Source organism: Actinomadura sp. 9N407, assembly GCF_044326315.1.
In the GTDB taxonomy this organism is placed as follows: domain Bacteria; phylum Actinomycetota; class Actinomycetes; order Streptosporangiales; family Streptosporangiaceae; genus Spirillospora.
Map to the genome: position 1 here is coordinate 19,416 of NZ_JBIRAW010000053.1, position 21,913 is coordinate 41,328.

The 21,913-nt window shown below is 72.2% G+C and carries 18 protein-coding genes and 1 tRNA gene; 17 read left to right on the forward strand and 2 right to left on the reverse strand.

The annotated features are described in order from the left end of the window. The first annotated feature begins 2 nt into the window (after window positions 1–2). The 12 genes from mreC to ACH34Q_RS44975 all read left to right on the forward strand — a co-directional run bounded on the left by mreC (window position 3) and on the right by ACH34Q_RS44975 (window position 16,442). Window positions 3–1,001, forward strand: coding sequence for a rod shape-determining protein MreC (gene mreC / locus ACH34Q_RS44920; protein ID WP_395989375.1), 999 nt, complete (start codon window positions 3–5; stop codon window positions 999–1,001). Between the two features lies 1 nt (window position 1,002). Continuing rightward, the gene (gene mreD, locus ACH34Q_RS44925; RefSeq protein WP_395989376.1) at window positions 1,003–1,599 is read left to right on the forward strand and encodes a rod shape-determining protein MreD; all 597 of its coding nucleotides are present in this window, start codon (window positions 1,003–1,005) and stop codon (window positions 1,597–1,599) included. After that, window positions 1,596–3,677, forward strand: a complete 2,082-nt coding sequence (mrdA, locus tag ACH34Q_RS44930; RefSeq protein WP_395989377.1) for a penicillin-binding protein 2 — start codon at window positions 1,596–1,598, stop codon at window positions 3,675–3,677. The genes mreD and mrdA overlap by 4 nt, the downstream gene beginning before the upstream one ends. After that, window positions 3,674–4,867 (forward strand): rod shape-determining protein RodA, encoded by a 1,194-nt coding sequence (gene rodA / locus ACH34Q_RS44935; protein WP_395989378.1) that lies wholly within the window; start codon window positions 3,674–3,676, stop codon window positions 4,865–4,867. Before mrdA ends, rodA begins: the two co-directional genes overlap by 4 nt. A 117-nt stretch (window positions 4,868–4,984) precedes the next feature. Then, entirely contained in the window at window positions 4,985–6,907 is a 1,923-nt protein-coding gene (locus tag ACH34Q_RS44940) for a TIGR03960 family B12-binding radical SAM protein (RefSeq protein ID WP_395989379.1), read from the forward strand. Window positions 6,908–7,039: 132 nt separating this feature from the next. After that, entirely contained in the window at window positions 7,040–7,921 is an 882-nt protein-coding gene (locus ACH34Q_RS44945) for a TIGR03936 family radical SAM-associated protein (RefSeq protein ID WP_395989380.1), read from the forward strand. Between the two features lie 206 nt (window positions 7,922–8,127). Then, window positions 8,128–11,379 (forward strand): ribonuclease E/G, encoded by a 3,252-nt coding sequence (locus ACH34Q_RS44950; protein WP_395989381.1) that lies wholly within the window; start codon window positions 8,128–8,130, stop codon window positions 11,377–11,379. 314 nt (window positions 11,380–11,693) lie between these two features. After that, on the forward strand, window positions 11,694–12,008 hold the full coding sequence (rplU, locus tag ACH34Q_RS44955; protein WP_395989382.1) for a 50S ribosomal protein L21: 315 nt from the start codon (window positions 11,694–11,696) through the stop codon (window positions 12,006–12,008). A gap of 14 nt (window positions 12,009–12,022) precedes the next feature. Continuing rightward, the gene (rpmA, locus tag ACH34Q_RS44960) at window positions 12,023–12,280 is read left to right on the forward strand and encodes a 50S ribosomal protein L27 (protein ID WP_395989383.1); all 258 of its coding nucleotides are present in this window, start codon (window positions 12,023–12,025) and stop codon (window positions 12,278–12,280) included. A gap of 78 nt (window positions 12,281–12,358) precedes the next feature. Then, window positions 12,359–13,759: a GTPase ObgE gene (gene obgE / locus ACH34Q_RS44965; RefSeq protein WP_395989384.1), complete on the forward strand. Its 1,401-nt coding sequence runs from the start codon at window positions 12,359–12,361 to the stop codon at window positions 13,757–13,759. 39 nt (window positions 13,760–13,798) lie between these two features. Then, window positions 13,799–14,959: a glutamate 5-kinase gene (gene proB / locus ACH34Q_RS44970; RefSeq protein ID WP_395989385.1), complete on the forward strand. Its 1,161-nt coding sequence runs from the start codon at window positions 13,799–13,801 to the stop codon at window positions 14,957–14,959. Between the two features lie 199 nt (window positions 14,960–15,158). Beyond that, the gene (locus tag ACH34Q_RS44975; protein ID WP_395989386.1) at window positions 15,159–16,442 is read left to right on the forward strand and encodes a glutamate-5-semialdehyde dehydrogenase; all 1,284 of its coding nucleotides are present in this window, start codon (window positions 15,159–15,161) and stop codon (window positions 16,440–16,442) included. A gap of 76 nt (window positions 16,443–16,518) precedes the next feature. On the opposite strand, the gene ACH34Q_RS44980 is transcribed toward ACH34Q_RS44975, so the two are convergent. Then, on the reverse strand, window positions 16,519–17,559 hold the full coding sequence (locus tag ACH34Q_RS44980) for a M48 family metallopeptidase (RefSeq protein ID WP_395989387.1): 1,041 nt from the start codon (window positions 17,557–17,559) through the stop codon (window positions 16,519–16,521). A gap of 388 nt (window positions 17,560–17,947) precedes the next feature. Between ACH34Q_RS44980 and ACH34Q_RS44985 the strand changes: the two genes are divergently transcribed. From ACH34Q_RS44985 to ACH34Q_RS45005, 5 genes are all read left to right on the forward strand, one after another. Then, complete coding sequence (locus ACH34Q_RS44985; RefSeq protein ID WP_395989388.1) at window positions 17,948–19,243, forward strand: phenylacetate--CoA ligase family protein; 1,296 nt, start codon at window positions 17,948–17,950, stop codon at window positions 19,241–19,243. 78 nt (window positions 19,244–19,321) lie between these two features. After that, window positions 19,322–19,924, forward strand: coding sequence for a nicotinate-nucleotide adenylyltransferase (gene nadD, locus ACH34Q_RS44990; RefSeq protein WP_395989389.1), 603 nt, complete (start codon window positions 19,322–19,324; stop codon window positions 19,922–19,924). Window positions 19,925–20,135: 211 nt separating this feature from the next. Continuing rightward, window positions 20,136–20,549, forward strand: coding sequence for a ribosome silencing factor (rsfS, locus tag ACH34Q_RS44995; protein ID WP_395989390.1), 414 nt, complete (start codon window positions 20,136–20,138; stop codon window positions 20,547–20,549). Further along, entirely contained in the window at window positions 20,542–21,192 is a 651-nt protein-coding gene (locus ACH34Q_RS45000) for a histidine phosphatase family protein (protein WP_395989391.1), read from the forward strand. The genes rsfS and ACH34Q_RS45000 overlap by 8 nt, the downstream gene beginning before the upstream one ends. A gap of 94 nt (window positions 21,193–21,286) precedes the next feature. Beyond that, window positions 21,287–21,359 (forward strand) — tRNA-Ala (locus ACH34Q_RS45005). 376 nt (window positions 21,360–21,735) lie between these two features. Here ACH34Q_RS45005 and ACH34Q_RS45010 read toward each other — a convergent pair. Next, window positions 21,736–21,900 (reverse strand): hypothetical protein, encoded by a 165-nt coding sequence (locus tag ACH34Q_RS45010; protein WP_395989392.1) that lies wholly within the window; start codon window positions 21,898–21,900, stop codon window positions 21,736–21,738. Between the last annotated feature and the right edge of the window lie 13 nt (window positions 21,901–21,913).

Consider the following 21,913-nt stretch of genomic DNA (forward strand, 5'->3'; position numbering starts at 1 on the left):
GGGTGAAGGACACCCGGCGGACGCGCGTGGTCTTCGGCGTGCTGCTCGTCGTGTCGCTCATGCTGATCACGGTCGACTACCGGGGCGGCGCCGACTCGCCGCTGCGCGGGCTGCGCGGCTTCGGCGCCGCGATCTTCGGTCCGGTCGAGCGGGTGTCGGCGGCGGTGGTACGGCCGATCGGCAACAGCTTCGACGCGGTCACCGACGCGCCCGGCGAGCGCCGCCGCGCCGACCGGCTCGAACGCGAGAACCAGAAGCTGCGCGAGCAGCTGCGCTCGCGCGGGCTCGACCAGGCCAGGGCCGCCCAGCTGGAGCGGCTGCTCGGCACCGCCGGAATGGGCGGCTACAAGATCGTCGCGGCTCAGGTGATCTCCGCGGGCCAGGGCTTCGAGGACACCGTCACGCTGGACGTCGGCAGCCGCAGCGGCGTCCGGCCGGACATGACCGTGATGAGCGGTGACGGCCTGGTCGGCCGGGTGACACGGGTCGGCCCGGCCACCGCCACGGTGCTGCTGGCCACCGACGTCACGTCCTCGGTCGGCAGCCGGCTGGAGGACTCCAAGGAGATCGGGATCGTGCAGGGCCGGGGCCGCCGCGGCTTCGGCGGTGGCGGCACCACGCCGCTGCGGTTCCAGCTGCTCAACGCCAACGCCCCGATGCGGATCGGGCAGCGGCTGGTCACGCTCGGCTCCCAGGGCGAGCGGCCGTACGTCCCGGGCGTCCCGATCGGTGTCGTCGAGCGGATCGACCGTCCGGTCGGCGGCCTGACCAGGACCGCCTACGTCCGCCCGTTCGCGAGCTTCACCACCCTGGACGTGGTCGCCGTCGTGGTCGCGCCGCCCAAGGCCGACCCGCGCGACGCCGTCCTGCCGCCCAAGCCCACGCCGTCCCCCACGCCCACCCCCAGCGCGACGCCGAGCACGAAGCCCAGCGACAAGCCGGGCGACCGGCCGAGCGGATCGCCGCGCCCGACCACCACCAAGCCGACTTCGGGGGAATGACGTGCTGAACGCACCCGAGACGTCACCGGCCGGCCGCAACCTGGTGACCGGCGCCGTCCTCGTGGTGGCGCTGATCCTGCAGGTGTCGGTGGCCAACCGGCTGCCGCTGCCCGGGCAGATCACACCCGACCTGGTGCTGCTGGCCGTGGTGGCGCTGGCACTGGTGTCGGGCTCGCTGACCGGCATGGTGGCCGGGTTCGCCGCCGGGCTGGCCGCCGACATCATCCCGCCCGCCGACCACACCATCGGCCGCTACGCGCTGGTCTACTGCCTGATCGGTGCCGTGTGCGGGCTGGCGGCGGCCGAGATGGACCGGCAGACGCTGGTGCCGTTCCTGGCGGTCGCCGCCGGTGCGCTGGCCGGTACGGTCCTGTACGCGGTGACCGGCATGATGCTCGGCGATCCCCGCTCCAGCTGGGGCCTGGTGTCGCGGATGGTGCCGCTGCAGGTGCTGTACGACGTGATCGCCAGCCCGTTCGTGGTGTGGGCGGTCCTCAAGGTCACCGGCAGGCACGAACGCTCCGAACGATCCCGCGACGGCCTCTCGGTGCCGCCCGCCCGCTACCGCGCCATGTCGGGCCGGGGGTCGGGGCTGTGAATCCGCGCACGCACTTCCGGCTCGTGGTCCTGTACGTCCTGGTCGGGGCGCTGCTGCTGGTCCTGATGGGCCGGCTGTGGACGATGCAGGTCCTCGACGGCGCCCACTACCGGCAGATCGCGGCGCAGAACCGTACCCGCGACATCGTCGTGCCCGCCGTCCGCGGCTCGATCCTGGACAGCTCGGGGCGTGCGCTGGTGCGCAACCGCACCGCGCTGGTCGTGTCGGTCGACCGCACCACGCTGTCGCGGCAGGACGACCGGGGCCGGGCGGTGCTGACCCGGCTGGCCGGCGTCCTCGGCACCTCCTACGACGAGCTGTCCAAGCGGATCCGGCTCTGCGGCCCCGGCATCAAGCGGCCCTGCTGGCCCGGTTCCCCGTACCAGCCCATCCCCGTGGACGACCGGGTCGATCCCAAGCGCGCGCTCCAGATCATGGAGCGGCAGGAGGAGTTCCCCGGCGTGACCGCGGCCGTCCAGGCCGTACGGGAGTACCCCAAGCCCGAGGGCGCCGCCGCCGTCCAGGCGCTCGGCTACCTCCAGCCGATCACGCAGAAGGAGCTCGACGAGCGCAAGGGCCTCAAGGTCACCGGCTACAGCGGCGTCGACCTGATCGGGCGGGACGGGCTGGAGGCGATCTACGACGCCGACCTGCGCGGCGAGCCCGGACTGCGCCGCGTCCTGGTCGACAGCCAGGGCCGGGTCACCGGCACCGCCTCCGAGGAGCCGGCCGTGCCCGGCGCGTCGCTGGTCACCAGCATCGACGCCAAGGTCCAGGGCGCCGCCGAGCAGGCCCTGGACAAGGCGATGAAGGCGGCCAGGACGCGCGGCGAGAAGGCCGACGCGGGCGCGGCCGTGGTGATGGACGTCAACACCGGGCGGATCGTCGCGCTGGCCAGCCGCCCCACCTACGACCCCTCCATCTGGACCGGCGGGATCTCCCAGGACGACTACGACGCGCTGCTCGGCAAGAAGCGCGGCGAGCCGCTGATCTCCCGGGCCATCTCGGGCCAGTTCGCGCCGGGCTCCACGTTCAAGATCTCCTCGGTGGCGGCGGCGGTCGCCGACGGCTACGCGCTGAACGGCGTCTACCCGTGCCCCGGGTCGTACAACGTCGGCAGCCGCGCGTTCACCAACTACGAGAGCACCGCGCACGGCCCCGTCGACCTGCACAAGGCGCTGGTCGTCTCCTGCGACACGATCTTCTACAAGTTCGCCTACGAGCAGTGGCAGCGCGACGGCGGCACCAAGCCCCGGCAGAACCCCAAGGACCCGATGGTCGCGATGGCCCGCCAATGGGGCTTCGGCAGCCGCAGCGGCATCGACCTGCCCAGCGAGACCCCGGGCCGCATTCCCGGCCGGGAGTGGAAGCGCGACTACTGGAACGCCACCAAGAAGGCCGACTGCAAGGGCGCCAAGCAGGGCTACCCGGAGGTCGCCAAGACCGATCCCGCGCGCGCCGCGTACCTCAAGGCCGTCGCCGGCGAGAACTGCGCCGAGGGCTACATGTGGCGTGCCGGCGACGCGGCCAACTTCTCCGTCGGCCAGGGCGACATCCTGGTCACCCCGCTCCAGCTGACCCGGGCGTACGCGGCGCTGGCCAACGGCGGCAAGCTCGTCGTTCCCCGGGTGGGGCTCGCGGTGGTGAACCCCGATGGCAGCGTCGTACGGCGCATCCCGACACCCGAGCTGGAGAAGCTGCCGGTGGAGTCCAAGGTGCTCAAGTACATGCGCAAGGCGCTGGCCGAGGTACCCAAGAAGGGCACGGCGGGCGGCGCCTTCGCCGGCTTCGACTTCAAACGCGTCACGGTGGCCGGCAAGACCGGAACGGCCGAGGTCTGGGGCAAGGGCGACTCGTCCTGGTTCGCCTCGTACGCCCCGGCCGACAAGCCGCAGTTCGCGGTGGTCGCCATGGTCTCCCAGGGCGGTACCGGCGCGTCCACCGCGGCCCCCGCCGTACGCGAGATCTACGAGGCGATCTACGGGGCCAAGGGCAAGGAGCCCGCGCTCAAGGACGGCAAGCTGCCCTCGGAGCTCCCGCAGCCGCCGCAGGCACGCCGGGAGGGCACCGCGCCATGATGGGCGATGGGGGCGGGGCCGGGGTCGGCTCGCTCGGCGGCTACGGCGACCACGGCCGCCGCCGGCGGCTGCTGGCCACGCTGAGCCGCCTCGACTGGGTCCTGGTCCTCACCGTGCTGGCGCTGTCGCTGATCGGCGCCCTGCTGGTCCGCTCGGCCACCTTCCAGCTGCTCACCGAGCGGGGCGAGGACCCCGAGGGCTTCCTCAAGCGGCACGTCCTCAACGTCCTGCTGGCGTTCGGCGTCGGCGGCCTGGTGGCCCTGCTCGACTACCGGCTGCTGCGCGCGTACGCGCCGATCCTGTACGGGCTGTCGTGCGCCGGCCTGATCGCGGTGCTGACCCCGCTGGGCCAGACGATCAACGGCTCGCACTCGTGGATCGTGCTCGGCGGCGGCTTCCAGCTGCAGCCCTCGGAGTTCGCCAAGGTCGGCCTGGTGGTGCTGCTGGCGATGATCCTCGGCGAGCCGCGGGACGGCGAGGTCGGCCCCGGCGGCCGGGACATGCTGCTGGCGCTGGTGCTGGCCGGCGTCCCGGCGGCGCTGATCATGATGCAGCCCGACCTCGGCACCACGCTGGTGTTCATCGCCGTGGTGCTGGGCATGCTGGCCGTCTCCGGCGCGCAGAAGCGCTGGCTGGGCGGGCTGGTCGGCGCCGGGCTGGTGACGATCTTCGCGGTGTGGTTCTTCGGCCTGCTCAAGCCGTACCAGATCGCCCGCTTCACCGCGTTCATGGACCCCTCCGCCGACCCGCGCGGCGCCGGCTACAACGCCCAGCAGGCCCGGATCGCGGTCGGCTCCGGCGGGGTGACCGGCAAGGGCCTGTTCAACGGGGAGCAGACCGGCGGCCACTTCGTCCCCGAGCAGCAGACCGACTTCATCTTCACCGTCGCCGGTGAGGAGCTCGGCTTCCTCGGCGGCGTCCTGATCGTCCTGCTGCTGGGCGTGGTGCTGTGGCGCGGGCTGCGGATCGCGACCCAGGCCGCCGACCTGTTCGGCACCCTGGTCGCCTCCGGCATCGTGTGCTGGCTGGCCTTCCAGTCGTTCCAGAACATCGGGATGACGCTGGGGATCATGCCGATCACCGGGCTGCCGCTGCCGTTCGTGTCCTACGGCGGGTCCGCCACGTTCGCCAACATGATCGCGCTGGGGCTGCTCCAGGCCGTCCATCTGAGGCGCCGCCCGTTCGACTGACCGCGCGCCGTTCGCGGCGCCGCCGCCTCTCCCGCCCGGCGGTACGCTGGGGGATTCACCCCGTCCGTGCCCTGATTACGTCCATGCTTTCCCGTCCATGCCATCGGAGGACCTTGCATGCCTGTCGAGTCGATCTTCCCGCGACTGGAGCCGCTGCTCCCGAGCGTGCAGAAGCCGATTCAGTACGTCGGCGGCGAGCTCAACTCCCAGCTCAAGGACTGGGACGCGACCGACGTCCGGTGGGCGCTGATGTACCCCGACGCCTACGAGGTCGGGCTGCCCAACCAGGGCGTGCAGATCCTGTACGAGATCCTCAACGAGCGCGAGGGCGTGCTCGCCGAGCGCACCTACAGCGTCTGGCCCGACCTCGAGGCGATCATGCGGGAGCACGGCATCCCGCAGTTCACCGTGGACGCGCACCGCCCGGTCGCCGCGTTCGACGTGCTGGGCGTGTCGTTCTCCACCGAGCTCGGCTACACCAACCTGCTGACCGCACTGGACCTGGCGGGGATCCCGCTGGAGGCCGCCGACCGCGGCGAGGACCACCCGATCGTGCTGGCCGGTGGGCACGCCGCGTTCAATCCCGAGCCGATCGCCGACTTCCTGGACGCCGCCGTGCTCGGCGACGGCGAGGAGATCGCGCTGGCGATCACCGAGGTGATCCGGGAGTGGAAGGCCGAGGGCCGGCCCGAGGGCCGCGACGGCCTGCTGATGCGGCTGGCCGCGTCCGGCGGTGTGTACGTGCCCAAGTTCTTCGACGTCACCTACCTGCCCGACGGCCGGATCCAGCGGGTGGCGCCCAACCGGCCCGGCGTGCCGTGGCGGGTCGACAAGCACACGGTCATGGACCTGGACCAGTGGCCGTACCCGAAGAAGCCGCTGGTGCCGCTGGCCGAGACCGTGCACGAGCGGTTCAGCGTGGAGATCTTCCGGGGCTGCACCCGGGGCTGCCGGTTCTGCCAGGCCGGCATGATCACCCGGCCGGTCCGGGAACGCTCGATCACCACGATCGGCGACATGGTCGAGACCGGCCTGAAGGAGTCGGGGTTCGAGGAGGTCGGGCTGCTCAGCCTGTCCAGCGCCGACCACAGCGAGATCGGCGACGTGGCCAAGGGCCTGGCCGACCGCTACGAGGGCACCAACACCTCGCTGTCGCTGCCCTCCACCCGGGTCGACGCCTTCAACATCACGCTGGCCAACGAGTTCTCCCGCGGCGGCCGCCGCTCCGGGCTGACGTTCGCGCCCGAGGGCGGCTCCGAGCGGATGCGCAGGGTCATCAACAAGATGGTCTCCGAGGACGACCTGATCCGTACCGTGACCACCGCGTACGAGAACGGCTGGCGCCAGGTCAAGCTCTACTTCATGTGCGGGCTGCCGACCGAGGAGGACGAGGACGTCATGGCCATCGCCGGCATGGCCAAGCGCGTCATCCAGGCGGGCCGGGACGCCACCGGGCGCCGCGACATCCGCTGCACGGTGTCCATCGGCGGGTTCGTGCCCAAGCCGCACACCCCGTTCCAGTGGGCCGCCCAGTGCGACTGGGAGACCGTCGACCGGCGCCTGTTCGCGCTCAAGGACGCGCTGCGCGGCGACAAGGAGTACGGCCGCGCCATCGGCCTGCGCTACCACGACGGCCGGCCCTCGATCATCGAGGGGCTGCTGTCGCGCGGCGACCGCCGGGTCGGCAAGGTCATCCGGGCGGCCTGGGAGGACGGTGCCCGGTTCGACGGCTGGAGCGAGCACTTCTCCTACGAGCGCTGGATGGCCAGTGCCGGCAAGGCCTTCGCCGGCGAGACGGTCGACCTGGACTGGTACACCGTCCGCGAGCGCGACGAGGTCGAGGTCCTGCCCTGGGACCACCTGGACGCGGGTCTCGACCGCGAGTGGCTCTGGCAGGACTGGCAGGAGGCCGTGGACGGCACCGAGGTCGAGGACTGCCGCTGGACGCCCTGCTTCGACTGCGGCGTCTGCCCCACCATGGGCACCGAGATCCAGATCGGCCCGACGGGCAAGAAACTCCTGCCCCTGTCGGTCGTGTAGCCAGGTCGGACGGGGGCGGCCGGAGCGTCACGGCCCGGCCGCCGGGCGCGACCGCCCCCGGCGCCCCGTACTCTATAGAGAGACCTTTTTCGCACTCGGCACGAGTAAGAGAGGATAGAAGCCCTGGCTCCCATGCCGGAGGGCCCCGCGCCGGCCCCCGTGACCCAGCGCCTCCGCGTTCGCTACGCGAAGCGCGGCAGGCTGCGGTTCACGAGCCACCGCGACATTTCCCGGGCCGTGGAACGCGCCGTACGGCGTGCCGGGATTCCTGTCGCGTTCAGCGCGGGATTCAGTCCGCACCCCAAGATCTCTTATGCGGGTGCGGCGGCGACCGGTGTGGCCAGTGAGGCCGAATACCTGGAGATCGCGCTCACCGAGACCCGCGACCCTGCGCGGGTACGGGCCGATCTCGACGGCGCGCTGCCGGACGGGCTCGACATCGTCGATGTCGTGGCCGCCGGCCAGGCCAAGACCAGCGCGCTGGCGGACCGGCTCGCGGCTTCCGAGTGGCGGATACGGATGGACGGCGTCGATGAGACCGACGCCGCCGCGGCCGTGGCCGCCTTCCTGGACGCCGCAACGATCGAGGTGGAACGCCTCACCAAAAAGGGACGCCGCCGTTTCGACGTGCGCGCCGCGGTCAGCACCCTCCGGGCCGAGAGCCCAGGGGAGCCCGACCGGCGCGCCGCGGGGGCGGCGGATGCCCCTTGTGCAATACTTCGAATGGTTGTACGGCATACCACACCGGCCGTACGACCCGACGACATCCTCACCGGACTGCGCCAGGTCGCCGACCTCGCGCCGCCGTCACCGCCTTTGGTGACCAGGCTGGCGCAGGGGCCCCTGGACGCGGAAACCGGTGAGCTCACGGATCCGCTCGAACCCGACCGGGGCTTCGTCCCCGGCAGGGAGGCCGAACGGCCGTCCGGCGACGACGCCGCGACGGCGCGCGGTCCTGCGCTGACGCAGACCGAAGCGGCCGCGGGCGTGGATGTCGCCGGCGCCCGTCCGTAAGGCCGAAGCCGTGGTGACACGGAACCGGTTCCCAGGGAACGACGGGCGCGCCCCCGACGACTTCGTCGTCGCGGCCGGGCCACACCTGTGGCCTGGTGGTGACGGCACCGACGACTGACGGAGAGTTCCCGTGCGGCGCACCGCACCGATCCGCCCCGGGGGGCGGAACGAGGTCGCGCCCGGGAGCCTGACGGGAGATTGCCCGCATGCTTGAGAACGAAGCCGACTCGGCCATGGCCGAAGGCACCGACAACGACCAGGACGGCGCCCCCACGGGCGGTGCCGGCACCGAAGGGACCGCAGGGGCGCCGCGCCGCCGGGCCAGCCGCCCGGCCGGCCCGCCGCCCGAGGTCGACGACACGCCCCCGCCGCCTCCGCCGGCCGCCGCGAAGACGGTAGAGAAGGCCGGCGCCGAGCCGCCGGCCGCCCAGGCCGCGGTCCAGGAGCCGGCGCAGGAGAGCGCGCCGGCCACGGAGGAGCAGGCCGAGGAGGCCGCGCCGCCGAAGAAGGCCACGCGGACCCGTACGACCCGCGCGACCAGGGCCGCCAAGGCACCCGAGCCCGAGCCCGAGGCGCCCGCCGCAGCCCCTGCCGCCGCGGAGGCCACCGGCGAGACCGCCGACGGCGCCGCCGCCGAAGGGGAGACCGAGGCCCCTGCCGAGAAGCCGGCCCGCACGCGTACCCGCGGCCGCCGTGCCGCCGCGGCGGTCCCGCCCGTTCCGGTGGTGCCGCCCGTCCCGGAGGCCCCGGGAGGCGAGCAGGCCCCCGAGACCGATGCCGTGACCGGTGGCGTGCCCGGCGTGGCGTTCCAGCCGCCGATGGTGGTGTTCCAGGCCCCTGAGCCGGCCGCGCAGACCCCGGCCCGTCCCAAGGACGAGCCGCGGAAGCCCGCCGAGAAGCCCGCCGAGCCGGAGCAGGCCAGGCCCGCCGGCCGTGACGAGCACCGCGATGAGCACCGTGACGAGCACGGCGACGAGCACGGTGACGAGGACCGCGAGGAAGAGCGCGACGAGCGCGACGAGCGGGATGAGCGCGACGAGGACGACGAGTCCGGCGACCGCCCCTCCCGCCGGCGCCGCCGCCGGGGCGGCCGCGGGCGTGGCCGTACCGGACGCGACGACGGCGACGAGGCCGCCGACGAGGCCGAGGGCGACGAGCCCGAGAAGCCCGCCGAGAAGGCCGAGAAGCAGGAGAAGCCCGCCGAGAAGGCGGAGAAGGCCGGCCGGGCCGCCAAGGGCACCAAGGCGAGCCGGACCCGCGCCGAGGCCAAGGCCAAGGACGCCAGGGCCGAGGCCGAGGCGGCCGACGAGGACGAGGACGAGGACAACGGCGAGAACGGCGCGACCAGCCGCCGCCGCAGGCGCCGCCGCCGCCGCTCCGGCACCGGTGACGGCGATGGCGGCACGATCGCCGACGACCCGCCCAACACCGTCGTGCACGTGCGCGACTCCCGCGCCGTCGAGGACGAGGTCCAGTCCGTCCGGGGCTCCACCCGCCTGGAGGCCAAGAAGCAGCGCCGCCGCGAGGGCCGCGAGCAGGGCCGCCGCCGCCCGCCGGTGATCACCGAGGCCGAGTTCCTGGCCCGCCGCGAGGCGGTCGAGCGGGTCATGGTGGTCCGCCAGGAGGGCGACCGCACCCAGATCGCGGTGCTCGAGGACGACGTCCTGGTCGAGCACTACGTCAACCGCGCCACCCACCAGTCGTACGTGGGCAACGTCTACCTGGGCAAGGTCCAGAACGTGCTGCCCTCGATGGAGGCCGCGTTCGTCGACATCGGCAAGGGCCGCAACGCCGTGCTGTACGCCGGCGAGGTCAACTGGGACGTCGCCGGGCTGGAGGGCCAGCCGCGCCGGATCGAGTCGGCGCTCAGGTCCGGCCAGTCGGTGCTGGTGCAGGTCACCAAGGACCCGGTGGGCCACAAGGGCGCCCGGCTGACCAGCCAGGTCTCGCTGCCCGGCCGCTACCTGGTGTACGTGCCGGACGGCTCGATGACCGGGATCAGCCGCAAGCTGCCCGACAAGGAGCGCAGCCGGCTCAAGCAGATCCTCAAGCGGGTCATGCCGGAGAACGCCGGCGTGATCGTGCGGACCGCCGCCGAGGGCGCCACCGAGGAGGAGCTGGCCCGCGACGTGTCGCGGCTGGCCGCCCAGTGGGACAACATCCAGGCCCAGGTCAAGAACGCCGGCGCGCCGTCCCTGCTGTACGGGGAGCCCGACCTGACCATCCGGGTCGTGCGCGACATCTTCAACGAGGACTTCACCAAGCTGGTCGTGGCCGGGCCCGAGGCCTGGGACACGGTCTCGGAGTACGTGGAGTACGTGGCGCCGCACCTGGGCGACCGGGTGGAGCGCTGGACCGAGGCCCAGGACGTGCTGACGGCGTACCGGATCGACGAGCAGATCGCCAAGGCGCTGGACCGCAAGGTCTGGCTGCCCAGCGGCGGCTCGCTGGTGATCGACCGTACCGAGGCGATGACGGTCGTCGACGTCAACACCGGCAAGTTCACCGGGCAGGGCGGCAACCTCGAGGAGACCGTCACCCGCAACAACCTGGAGGCGGCCGAGGAGATCGTGCGCCAGTTGCGGCTGCGCGACATCGGCGGCATCGTGGTGATCGACTTCATCGACATGGTGCTGGAGAGCAACCGCGACCTGGTGCTGCGCCGGCTGGTGGAGTGCCTGTCGCGGGACCGTACCAAGCACCAGGTCGCCGAGGTCACCTCGCTGGGCCTGGTCCAGATGACCCGCAAGCGGGTCGGCCAGGGCCTCGTCGAGGCGTTCTCGGAGACCTGCGAGTCGTGCAACGGGCGGGGCATCCACGTCCACCTGTCGCCGGTCGACCTCAAGAGCGACAAGAGCGACAAGAGCGCGACCACGGCGGCGAGCCGCCGCCGCAAGCGCAAGGGCGAGGTGGAGAAGGCGGTCGAGGAGAAGCTGGCCGGCCAGGAGGCCGCCGCGTCCGAGGTCGCCGCGTCCGAGCAGGCCGCGGAGGCTCCGGCCAAGGAGGCCAAGGAGGCTCCGGCCAAGGAGAGCGGGGCCAAGCGGGAGCCGGCCAAGCCGGCCCGCGCCCGGGCGTCCTCGCGTCCCGCCAAGCGCGCCGCGGGCCCGCCGCCCGAGCCGGACGAGGACGCGCCGGCCGACGCCGGGCAGCCCGAGACCGGGCCGGCCGGAGCGGAGCCGGCCGAGCCGGTCCAGGCCGAGGCCGCCGTCACGAACGGTGACGCCGGTGCCGAGGACGTCCAGGAGGCCGAGCCGCAGGCCGCGGTGGAGGCCGCCGAGGCCGCCGCCGAGACCGCCGGCACCGGACCCGCGACGCTGGAGTCGGAGCCGGTGGAGCCGATCGAGGACGTCGACGCGGCGGACGAGCCGGACGACGAGTCCGGCGCGTCGAGCAACGGCCGGCGGCGCCGCACGCGCCGTCCCCGTGCCAAGGCCGCCTCGGGAGACGCCACGGAGTGATCGTCGGTGACCGGGCGCCCGGTACGCGGCACAGGTTCGCGTTCCGCTCCGGGCGTCCGGTAACCTGGAGACTCGGCGTGTACTCCACGCCATCTCGACATGCACCACATTGACATGCACCACTCGCGTCAATTCGGTGCGTACCTCGCCGATCGGCCGCCGATCGGTAAGGACTCGGCAGAGAGCGCCAGGCGAGACTTCCTGGTGTGCCGCCTCCGGCCTCGGCCGGGGGTAGGCCCCCGTCCGGGGGCTGGTGAAGACCACGCGCGGGACCGGTTAGGCCCGGAAGCGCGCGCAGACGAAGGGTTTCCGCGGTGTACGCGATTGTCCGCGCAGGCGGCAGGCAAGAGAAGGTGGCCGTCGACGACGTGCTCACCGTCGACAAGCTGTCGGGCGAGACCGGTTCGACGGTCACGTTCCCGGCCCTTCTCGTGGTGGACGGCGACGATGTCGTCAGCGCCGCCGCCGAGCTCACCAAGTACGAGGTGACGGCCGAGATCCTCGGTGCCGTCAAGGGCCCCAAGATCAACATCATGCACTACCGGAACAAGACCGGTTACAAGCGGCGGATGGGTCACCGTCAGCCGTACACCGAGGTCAAGATCACCGGTATCAAGAGCGGGAAGTAGAGGAGCAGGCGGATATGGCACATAAGAAGGGCGCATCGTCCAGCCGTAACGGTCGTGACTCCAACGCTCAGCGCCTTGGGGTCAAGCGTTTCGGCGGCCAGACCGTCAACGCCGGCGAGATCATCGTCCGGCAGCGCGGTACCCACTTCCACCCCGGCCTCAACATGGGCCGTGGCGGCGATGACACGCTGTTCGCGCTGATCGCGGGGAAGGTCGAGTTCGGCCGGTACCGCGGGCGCAACGCGGTGAGCATCGTCCCGCCGGCGGAGTAATACCGCCGGTCGCAGACGTTGACACAGGGGCGGACCGTTCGGTCCGCCCCTGTTCGTGTTCGGAATGAAGGAGAGATCGTGGCCGCAGGAGCCGGATCCGGTGCGCAGTTCGTGGACCGGGTGGTGCTGCACGTAGCCGCCGGTAACGGCGGGAACGGCTGCGCCTCGATCCATCGGGAGAAGTTCAAGCCGCTGGGCGGCCCCGACGGGGCCAACGGCGGGCGCGGCGGGGACGTGATCCTGGAGGTCGACTCCAACGCCGCCAGCCTGCTGGACTACCACCGCCGCCCGCACCGCAAGGCCGGCAACGGCAAGCCGGGCCAGGGCGGGCACCGTACCGGCGGCGACGGCGGCGACGTGGTGCTGCCCGTACCGGACGGGACGGTCGTCAAGGACGCCGCCGGAGAGACCCTCGCCGACCTCGTGGGGGAGGGCACCCGCTTCGTGATCGCGCAGGGCGGCAAGGGCGGTCTGGGCAACGCCGCGCTGGCCACCGCCAAGCGCAAGGCCCCCGGCTTCGCGCTGCTGGGCGAGCCGGGCGACGCCCAGGACGTCGTGCTGGAGCTCAAGAGCGTCGCGGACGTGGCGCTGGTGGGCTTCCCCAGCGCGGGAAAGTCCTCGCTGATCGCGGCGCTGTCGGCGGCCAAGCCCAAGATCGCCGCCTATCCGTTCACCACGCTGGTGCCCAACCTCGGGGTGGTGAGCGCGGGCGACGAGACGTTCACGGTCGCCGACGTGCCCGGCCTGATCGAGGGCGCCAGCGAGGGCCGCGGCCTCGGCCTGGAGTTCCTGCGGCACATCGAGCGCTCCTCCACGCTCGCGCACGTGCTCGACTGCGCCACGCCCGAGCCCGGCCGCGACCCGGTCAGCGACTTCGAGGTGATCGAGCGCGAGCTCCAGGCGTACGACCAGGTGCTGGGCGACCGGCCGCTGTCGGACCGCCCCCGGATCGTCGTCCTGAACAAGGTGGACGTCCCGGACGCCCGCGAGCTGGCCGAGATGGTACGGCCCGAGTTCGAGGCGCGCGGGCTGCGGGTGTTCGAGGTGTCGGCCGCCAGCCACGCGGGCCTGCGCGAGCTGACGTTCGCGATGTCGGAGATGGTGCTGGAGCACCGCGCCTCGCTGCCCGTGGCCGAGCCCACCCGCCTGGTCATCCGGCCCACGCCGGTCGGCGGCAAGGCCGAGTTCGAGGTCCGCGCGGCGGGCGACAACACGTACCTGATCACGGGTGACAAGCCGGTGCGCTGGCTGCGGCAGACCGACTTCGCCAACGAGGAGGCCGTCGGCTACCTCGCCGACCGGCTGGCCCGGCTCGGCGTGGAGGAGGCGCTGGCCAAGGCCGGCGCCGACCGCGGCGCCACGGTCATGATCGGCACCGATGAGGAGTCGGTCGTCTTCGACTGGGAGCCGGAGGTGATCGCGGGCCAGGCCGCACCCGGCCCGCGCGGTACCGACCGCCGCCTCGACGGCCTGCGTTGAGCCGTTCCCAGTCGAACCTGTGATGAGCGAGAGCCTGCGATGAGCCAGAGCACACGCGCCGCGGCGGCCGCCGGGACGGCCGTGGCCGCCGCCGCGCGCCCGGAGATCGCGGCCGCGCGCCGGATCGTGGTCAAGGCGGGCTCGTCGTCGCTGACCGGCCCGCGCGGCACGATCGACGCCGACCGGATCGACGCGCTGGTGGACGTGCTGGCGGCCCGCCGCGCGGCCGGCATCGAGGTGGTCTTCGTGTCCTCCGGGGCGATCGCCGCCGGTCTCGGCCCGCTGGGCCTGACCCGCCGCCCGAACGATCTGGCCACCCAGCAGGCCGCCGCCAGCGTCGGCCAGGGGCTGCTGGTGGCGCGCTACACCTCCTCGTTCGCCCGGTACGGGCTGACCGTGGGCCAGGTGCTGCTCACCGCCGACGACATGATCCGCCGGGTCCACCACCGCAACGCCGCGCGCGCTCTGGGCCAGCTGCTGGCCCTCGGCATCGTCCCGATCGTGAACGAGAACGACACCGTCGCCACCGACGAGATCAGGTTCGGCGACAACGACCGGCTGGCCGCGCTGGTGGCGCATCTGACCCGGGCCGACGCGCTGGTACTGCTGTCGGACGTCGACGCGCTCTACACCGGCGACCCGAGCCGGCCGGGCGCCCGCCGGATCGAGGACGTGCACGGCCCGTCCGATCTGGCGGGGGTCGAGCTGGGCGGCTCCGGGCGGGTCGGGACCGGCGGCATGATCACCAAGGTGGAGGCGGCCCGGATCGCCGGTATCCCGGTGGTCCTGACCAACGCCGCGTCCGCCGCGCACGCGCTGGCCGGCGACTCCGTGGGCACCTACTTCCACCCGTCCGGCGGCCGGCGGCCGTCCACCCGGCAGCTGTGGCTGGCGCACGCCACCACCGGCCAGGGCCGGGTGATGCTGGACCCGGGCGCGGTCGAGGCGGTGGTACGGCGCCGCAAGTCGCTGCTGCCCGCCGGGATCACCGGCGTCCAGGGCGACTTCGCGGCCGGCGACCCCGTCGACCTGTGCGGTACGGACGGCCATGTGGTGGCGCGCGGCCTGGTGAACTACGACGCGAGCGAGATCCCCAACCTGATGGGCCGCTCCACCCGGTGGCTGGCCCGCGAGCTGGGCCCCGAGTACGAGCGCGAGATCATCCACCGCGACGACCTCGTCCTGCTGCCGACCGAGTGACCCTGCTGCACGATGGACCCTGTTGAACGATGGACGCGGCTGAACGAGTGGCCCTGCTACACGAGCGGCCTTGCTACACGAATGACACTGCTACACGAATGACACTGCTGGACGAGCAAGCCTGCTGGACGATGGACGCTGACGACCGACTGAGCGTGTACGACGCTTGTACGACCGAGGGACGCGGAAGGAGCCGGTGATGGGCGAGCAGGACCGGGAGCGCGAGGAGTTCCTGCGGGTGGCGAACCGCGCCAGGGAGGCGGCGGCCGGCCTGGCCCCGCTGCCCAGGGCGGCCAAGGACGCGGCCCTGCACGCGATCGCCGAGGCGCTGGTGGCGGCCGCGCCGGAGATCGTCAAGGCCAACGAGGGCGATGTGGCCCGGGCCCGCGAGGCCGGCATCTCCGAGTACATGGTCGACCGGCTGAGCCTGTCGGTGGAGCGGATCGGCGCGATCGCCGACGCCGTCCGCCAGGTCGCGGCGCTGCCCGACCCGGTGGGCGAGTCCGTCCGTGGCAACGTGCTGCCCAACGGCCTGGACCTGCGGCAGATCCGTGTCCCGCTCGGCGTCGTCGGCATCATCTACGAGGGCCGTCCCAACGTCACCGTCGACGCCGCCGCGCTCTGCCTCAAGAGCGGCAACGTGGCGATGCTGCGCGGTTCATCCTCGGCCTACGAGTCCAACACCGTGCTGGTGAACGTCATGCAGTCCGCGCTCGCGGGCACCGCCGTACCGCAGGACGCCGTCCAGCTCGTCCCGGGCACCAGCCGCGAGTCGGTCAAGCACCTGATGCGCGCCCGCGGCCTGGTGGACGTGCTGATCCCGCGCGGCGGCGCGTCTCTGATCAACTCGGTGGTGCAGGAGTCCACGGTGCCGGTGATCGAGACCGGGGTGGGCAACTGCTCGGTGTACGTGGACGCCGCCGCCGACGTGGACCAGGCCATCGGGATCCTGATCAACTCCAAGACCCAGCGCCCCTCGGTGTGCAACGCGGCCGAGACGGTCCTGGTGCACGCCGGAATCGCCGGCGCGTTCCTGCCGAAGGCCCTGGCGGCGCTGCGCGAGGCGGGCGTCACCGTCCACGGCGACGAGCGGATCCGCTCGTACGGCGACGAGGTCGTCGCGGCCACCGAGGACGACTACTACGCCGAGTACCTGTCGCTGGACATCGCGGCCCGCGTCGTGGACTCCCTGGACGAGGCCGTAGCGCACATCCGCACGTACGGCTCGGGCCACACCGAGGCGATCGCGACCACCTCACAGCAGGCGGCCAAGCGCTTCGTGTCCCTGGTCGACTCGGCCGCGGTCATGGTGAACGCCTCGACCCGCTTCACCGACGGCGAGGAGTTCGGCTTCGGTGCCGAGATCGGCATCTCCACCCAGAAGCTGCACGCCCGCGGGCCCATGGGCCTGCCGGAGCTGACCTCCACCAAGTACGTGGTCACCGGCGAAGGCCACCTCAAGGGCCACCCCACCCCCGGTTGACTCGTGGCGTGTTCGCCTGTTTCACCGCCCTGGAAGGGCGAACACGCCACGAGTCAACCTAGCGGGCGAGGGCCGGTCAGCCGGCCGAGCCGTTGGTGGGGCCGTTGTCCCGGCGGGAGATCCGGTCGAACAGACCGCCCGCCGCGGACGCGGCGCCCTCGGCCACGTCCCGTACCTTGCCGATGAACGGGTCGGAGCTGCGCTCCCACGACTCCTTGTAGGAGTTGGCGGCGTTGCGCATCTCGTCGGTGAAGCTCGCGCTGCCGTCGTCGTCGCGCCGCACGTAGTCGCCGGCCATGATCCGCTCGTACTCGCCGTCCACCGCCCACCGGTCGATCTCGGCGAATCGGATCACCGCGTACGGGTGCGACTGCGGCAGCAGGTTGAGGAACTTCAGCAGCCCGTCGCGCACGTCGCCGGCGGCGTCGTACTCGCGTGCCTGCGCCAGGAACGCCTCGCTGCTCATCTCCCGCAGCCGGACGCCGCCGGCCAGCTTCATCATCGTCCGCTTGGCCGCGTCCAGGTCCTGACCGGCCAAAAGCCCGGCCCGGTCCGAGGACAGCTCGGCCTTGCGGAACCACTCCTTCAGCCCGATGATGATCGCCGAGATCGCGATGTTGCCCAGCGGCAGCCAGGCCAGCCGGGTGCCGAGCTGGATGAGGATCTGCATCATCGTCTGGTAGACGGCGTGCCCGGACAGGATGTGCCCGACCTCGTGCCCGACGACGAACCGCAGCTCCTCGTCGTCCAGCAGGTCCAGCAGCCCGGTGTTGATCACGATGAACGGGTGGTCGGCGCCGAGCGCCATCGCGTTCGGGGTCGGGTCCTGCCGTACGTACACCTCGGGGACCTCGGGCAGGTCGAGGATGTAGCAGGCGTCGCGGACCATGTCGTTGAGGTGGTGGAACTGCTGCTCGCCCACCCGTACGGTGCCGCCCAGGAACATCAGCCGCAGCGCGCGCTCGTTGAACAGCCCCGACAGGCGCCGCAGCACGACGTCGAAGCCGGACAGGGAGCGCAGGGCGACGAGCGCCGAACGGTCCGCCGGATGTTCGTAGGCGCGCGAGCTGATCCCCGGGAAACGTGTGCGTGCCCGGTCCGGTGTGCTCGTGGTCATGGGGTACGCGGCGCGCGGTCCCCGGCGGTTCCACTGCCGAACGCGATCGCCGCTCCCTCCCTTCGCTCGATGTGGCCGTGCACTGGATGTGGCCGTGCGCTGATGTCTGTCGTGCGCTGGTCTCGTGCGTTGATCTCTGTAGGAGATACTCCCGGATCCAGTCCGGCACCGAAAGTCCGACGAACCGGCCGGGGCCAAGGTTCCCTGGCGGCCGGTACCGGCATCCTTCGGTCATTCTCCATTCATTGCCGCGAATACCCCGTACGGCGGGTGGCCGGTGCGGCAGAGTGGTGGGCGTCCGGCACCCGGGGTATCCCTCCGGCAGAGCCGGCGTGCCGTGTTTCAGCTCGGCGAGGTGACCAGGTCAGCGGGGGCGCGAGGAGGCGCAATGTTCGATCCGAAGGCCGAGGCGATGTCGCGGGACGAGCGGGCCGCGCTGCAACGCCACCGGCTGTGGGGGCTGGTCGACCGGCTGCTGGTGGCCGGCGGACTGCAGGCCGGACGGCTCCGCGACGCGGGCGTCAAGGGCGGTGCGGACGTCACCCTGGCGGATCTGCACCGGCTGCCCTTCACCACCAAGCAGGACCTCTGGGACGCCTACCCGCTCGGGATGCTCGCCGTACCGCAGGACCGGCTCGTCGCCGTGCACGGATCCACCGGGACCAAGGGCAGGCCCACCCTCGTCGGCTACACCAAGGCCGACCTGGACCTGTGGGCGTCGATGTGCGCCCGCTCGCTGGCCTGCGCCGGGGCGAGCGCCGAGAGCGTCGTCCACAACGCCTACGGGTACGGGCTGTTCACCGGCGGGCTCGGCATCCACCAGGGCGCGGTCGCGCTGGGCGCCACCGTGGTCCCGATGTCGGGCGGGATGACCGGCCGCCAGGTCAAGATGATCGCCGATCTGAAGCCGGACGTGCTGACCTGCACGCCCGCGTACGCGCTGCGGCTGGGCGAGGCGGCCGCCGAGACCGGCACCGACCTGTCCTCGCTGCGGGCGGGCCTGTTCGGCGCCGAGCCCTGGACGGAGGAGCTCCGTACCGCGATCGAGGCCGTCCTGCCGATCAAGGCGATGGACATCTACGGCCTGTCCGAGGTGATCGGCCCCGGCGTGGCCACCGAGTGCCTGGAGCAGAACGGCCTGCACGTCAACGAGGACCACTTCATCGTGGAGACGATCGACCCCGAGACCGGCGAACCCGTCGCCGAGGGCGAAGCGGGGGAGCTGGTGTTCAGTACCCCGACCAAGCAGGCGCTGCCGCTGCTGCGCTACCGCACCGGCGACATCGCGTCCCTCTCCCACGGCGAGTGCAACTGCGGCCGCACCCTGGTCCGGATGAGCAAGGTGCTGGGCCGGGCCGACGACATGCTGATCATCCGGGGCGTGAACGTCTATCCCGGCGAGGTCGAGCGGGTGCTGCTCGGCACCGGCCTGGTCGCGCCGCACTACCAGCTCGTCGTGGACCGCAGGAAGCCCGAGCACACCGGTCTCCTGGTGGCCTGCGAGGCCGCAGGGGCCGACGCCGCCCCCGCCGAGGTGCTGGCGCGCGCCGTCCAGGACGAGCTGGGCCTGACCGCCGACATCCGGGTGCTGCCGGCCGGGACCGTACCGCGCGTCGAGATCGGCAAGGCCGTACGCGTGGTGACCTGGGAATCGGGCGAGGCGCCGCTGCCGGGACTCGGCTGAGGCCCGGGTCCCCCCGGCAGGCGGGGCCGGTGGGGCCGGTGCCCGGAGCGGTACGGGGCGCTGGCTATTCTCGTCGGTATGACGCAAAAGCGGCGCTTGGGGATCATGGGCGGCACGTTCGACCCGATCCACCACGGCCACCTGGTGGCCGCCAGCGAGGTCGCGCATGTCTTCGCGCTGGACGAGGTGGTCTTCGTGCCCACCGGGATCTCCTCGCACAAGGGCGAGCGCCGGGTCGCCGCCGCCGAGGACCGCTACCTGATGGCGGTGATCGCCACCGCGTCCAACCCGCGGTTCTCGGTCAGCCGGATCGACATCGACCGGCCCGGCGCCACGTACACCGTGGACACCCTGCGCGACATGCGCGAGCTGCACGGGCCGGAGACCGAGTTCTTCTTCATCACCGGCGCCGACGCCCTGTCCAAGATGCTGACCTGGCACGATACCGACGAGCTGTTCGAGCTCGCGCACTTCATCGGCTGCACCAGGCCCGGCCACCGGCTGACCGACCCCGGGCTGCCCAACGGCCGGGTCAGCCTGATGGAGGTGCCCGCCCTGTCGATCTCCTCCACCGAGTGCCGCGACCGGGTCCGGGCCGGCGAGCCCATCTGGTACCTGGTCCCGGACGGGATCGTCCAGTACATCAACAAGCGCCAGCTCTACCGCGACCCGCCGCCCTGACCTGCTCCGGGCCACCGCGCTGAGGCTCTGACCTGCGTGGACGACGCGTTCCCTCGACCCGGTACGGGCCATACCCTGGAGGGGAGGGCACGCCCCGGGCGGAGCAACCGGACCGTGGCTGCCATACGACAACAAATAGGAGCCGGTTTCCGGAGCCCGTGAGAAGCTGGGACCGGGAAAAGACCCCTACAGGGAGGATCGCGAGCGCATCGTGACCGCAACCGACAGGGCCGTACAGCTGGTCCGCATCGCCGCCCAGGCGGCGGCCGACAAACTGGCCGACGACATTCTTGCCTATGACGTGAGCGAGCAGCTCGTCATCACCGACGCCTTCGTGCTCTGCTCGGCGCCCAGCGACCGCCAGGTCCGCGCCATCGTCGACGAGATCGAGAAGCGGCTGCGCGAGGAGGCCGAGGCCAAGCCCGCCCGCCGCGAGGGCGAGCGCGAGGGCCGCTGGGTACTGCTCGACTACGCGGACATCATCGTCCACGTCCAGAACGAGGAGGACCGCGTCTTCTACGCGCTCGAACGGCTCTGGAAGGACTGCCCGCTGATCGAGCTGCCCGAGGACGTCAACGCCCACTCGGCCCAGCGCCGCCGCACGGTCGGGAGCGCCAGTGAGTGACCGGCAGCCCGGCAAGCGCCGGGTGGTGCTCTGGCGGCACGGCCAGACGGCCTGGAACGTCGAGAACCGCTTCCAGGGCAAGACCGACATCCCGCTCGACGACACCGGCCTCCAGCAGGCCGAGCGCGCCGCCCGCCTGCTGGCCGCGCTCAGCCCCACCGCCCTGGTCGCCTCGCCGCTCCAGCGCGCCGCCGCCACCGCCCAGGCCCTCGCCGGCGTCACCGGCCTGCCCGTCCAGCACGACCGCGACCTGGTCGAGCGCGACGGTGGCGCCTGGGAGGGCCTCACCGGCAAGGAGATCCGCGAGCGCTACCCCGCGGAGTACGCCACCTGGCAGCCGCCCGGCGGCGAGACCAGCGCCCAGGTCGCCAAGCGCGTCGGCACCGCCCTCGAACGCGCCGTCGACGCCCTGCCGCCCACCGGTGTCCTCGTCGTGGCCTCGCACGGCGCCGCCCTCCGGCTCGGCATGTGCCACATCCTCGGCTTCCCTGAGGAGATCTGGGAGCGCCTGGGGGGTCTGTCCAACTGCTCCTGGTCCGTCCTCGGAGAGATGCGCGACGGCGGCTGGCGGCTTGTGGAGCACAACGCGGGCACCCTGCCCGAGCCCGTCATGAGCGACGACAGCGACGACAGCAGCGCCTGACCCGCCCGTTCCCCACCGATAACCGATTCGAGTACCGCCGCCATCTCCTATACACTGGCGGAGCGCTGCGGGATGAAAGTCCACGCAGTCGCACGGGGCTATGGCGCAGTTGGTAGCGCGCCTCCATGGCATGGAGGAGGTCTGGGGTTCGAATCCCCATAGCTCCACTCGGAGGAATGGGAGGGGTCTGCCCGCGGAAAGCGCGGGCCGGCTCCTCCTCATCATTTCGCCCAGGGGGACGACCCCCTGGAACCCCCGATGTGGGGGCAGTGTTTCAAAGCCCCGGCCCACGGTGCTCGCCTGGCGGCTCGCACCGTGACCGGTTCTTGTGCGAGCGCGGCATCGCTTCGCGATCTGGCCGGGGAGACTCGCCTCCGGCATCGCCTCCCCAGCCAGGTAACGCGCTCGCGCGGTGGCTGAGGCCACTTTGAGACAAGCCCTAGGGTTCTCGGTCACCTCTTCTTTGGCGTGGGGCTTGGGTCGCGGTGGTTCGGGCCTTCCGTATGGCTGAAGTCTTCGGCGCCTGGGTGCGCGGGGGGTCGTTCAGATGGGGTAGCGGGTGGCCTCGTCCTGGTCTGTGATGCCGGGGCCCTCCAGGACCTGGGCCCTGGGCGGGACCTCTTGGCCGGTCACGAGGTCTTCCAGGGGGGTACGGGGCGGCAGGGCCCGCCAGCGGTCCGTCTCGCGTTCCTGACGCTCTTCGCTCATGCGTCCATCATGC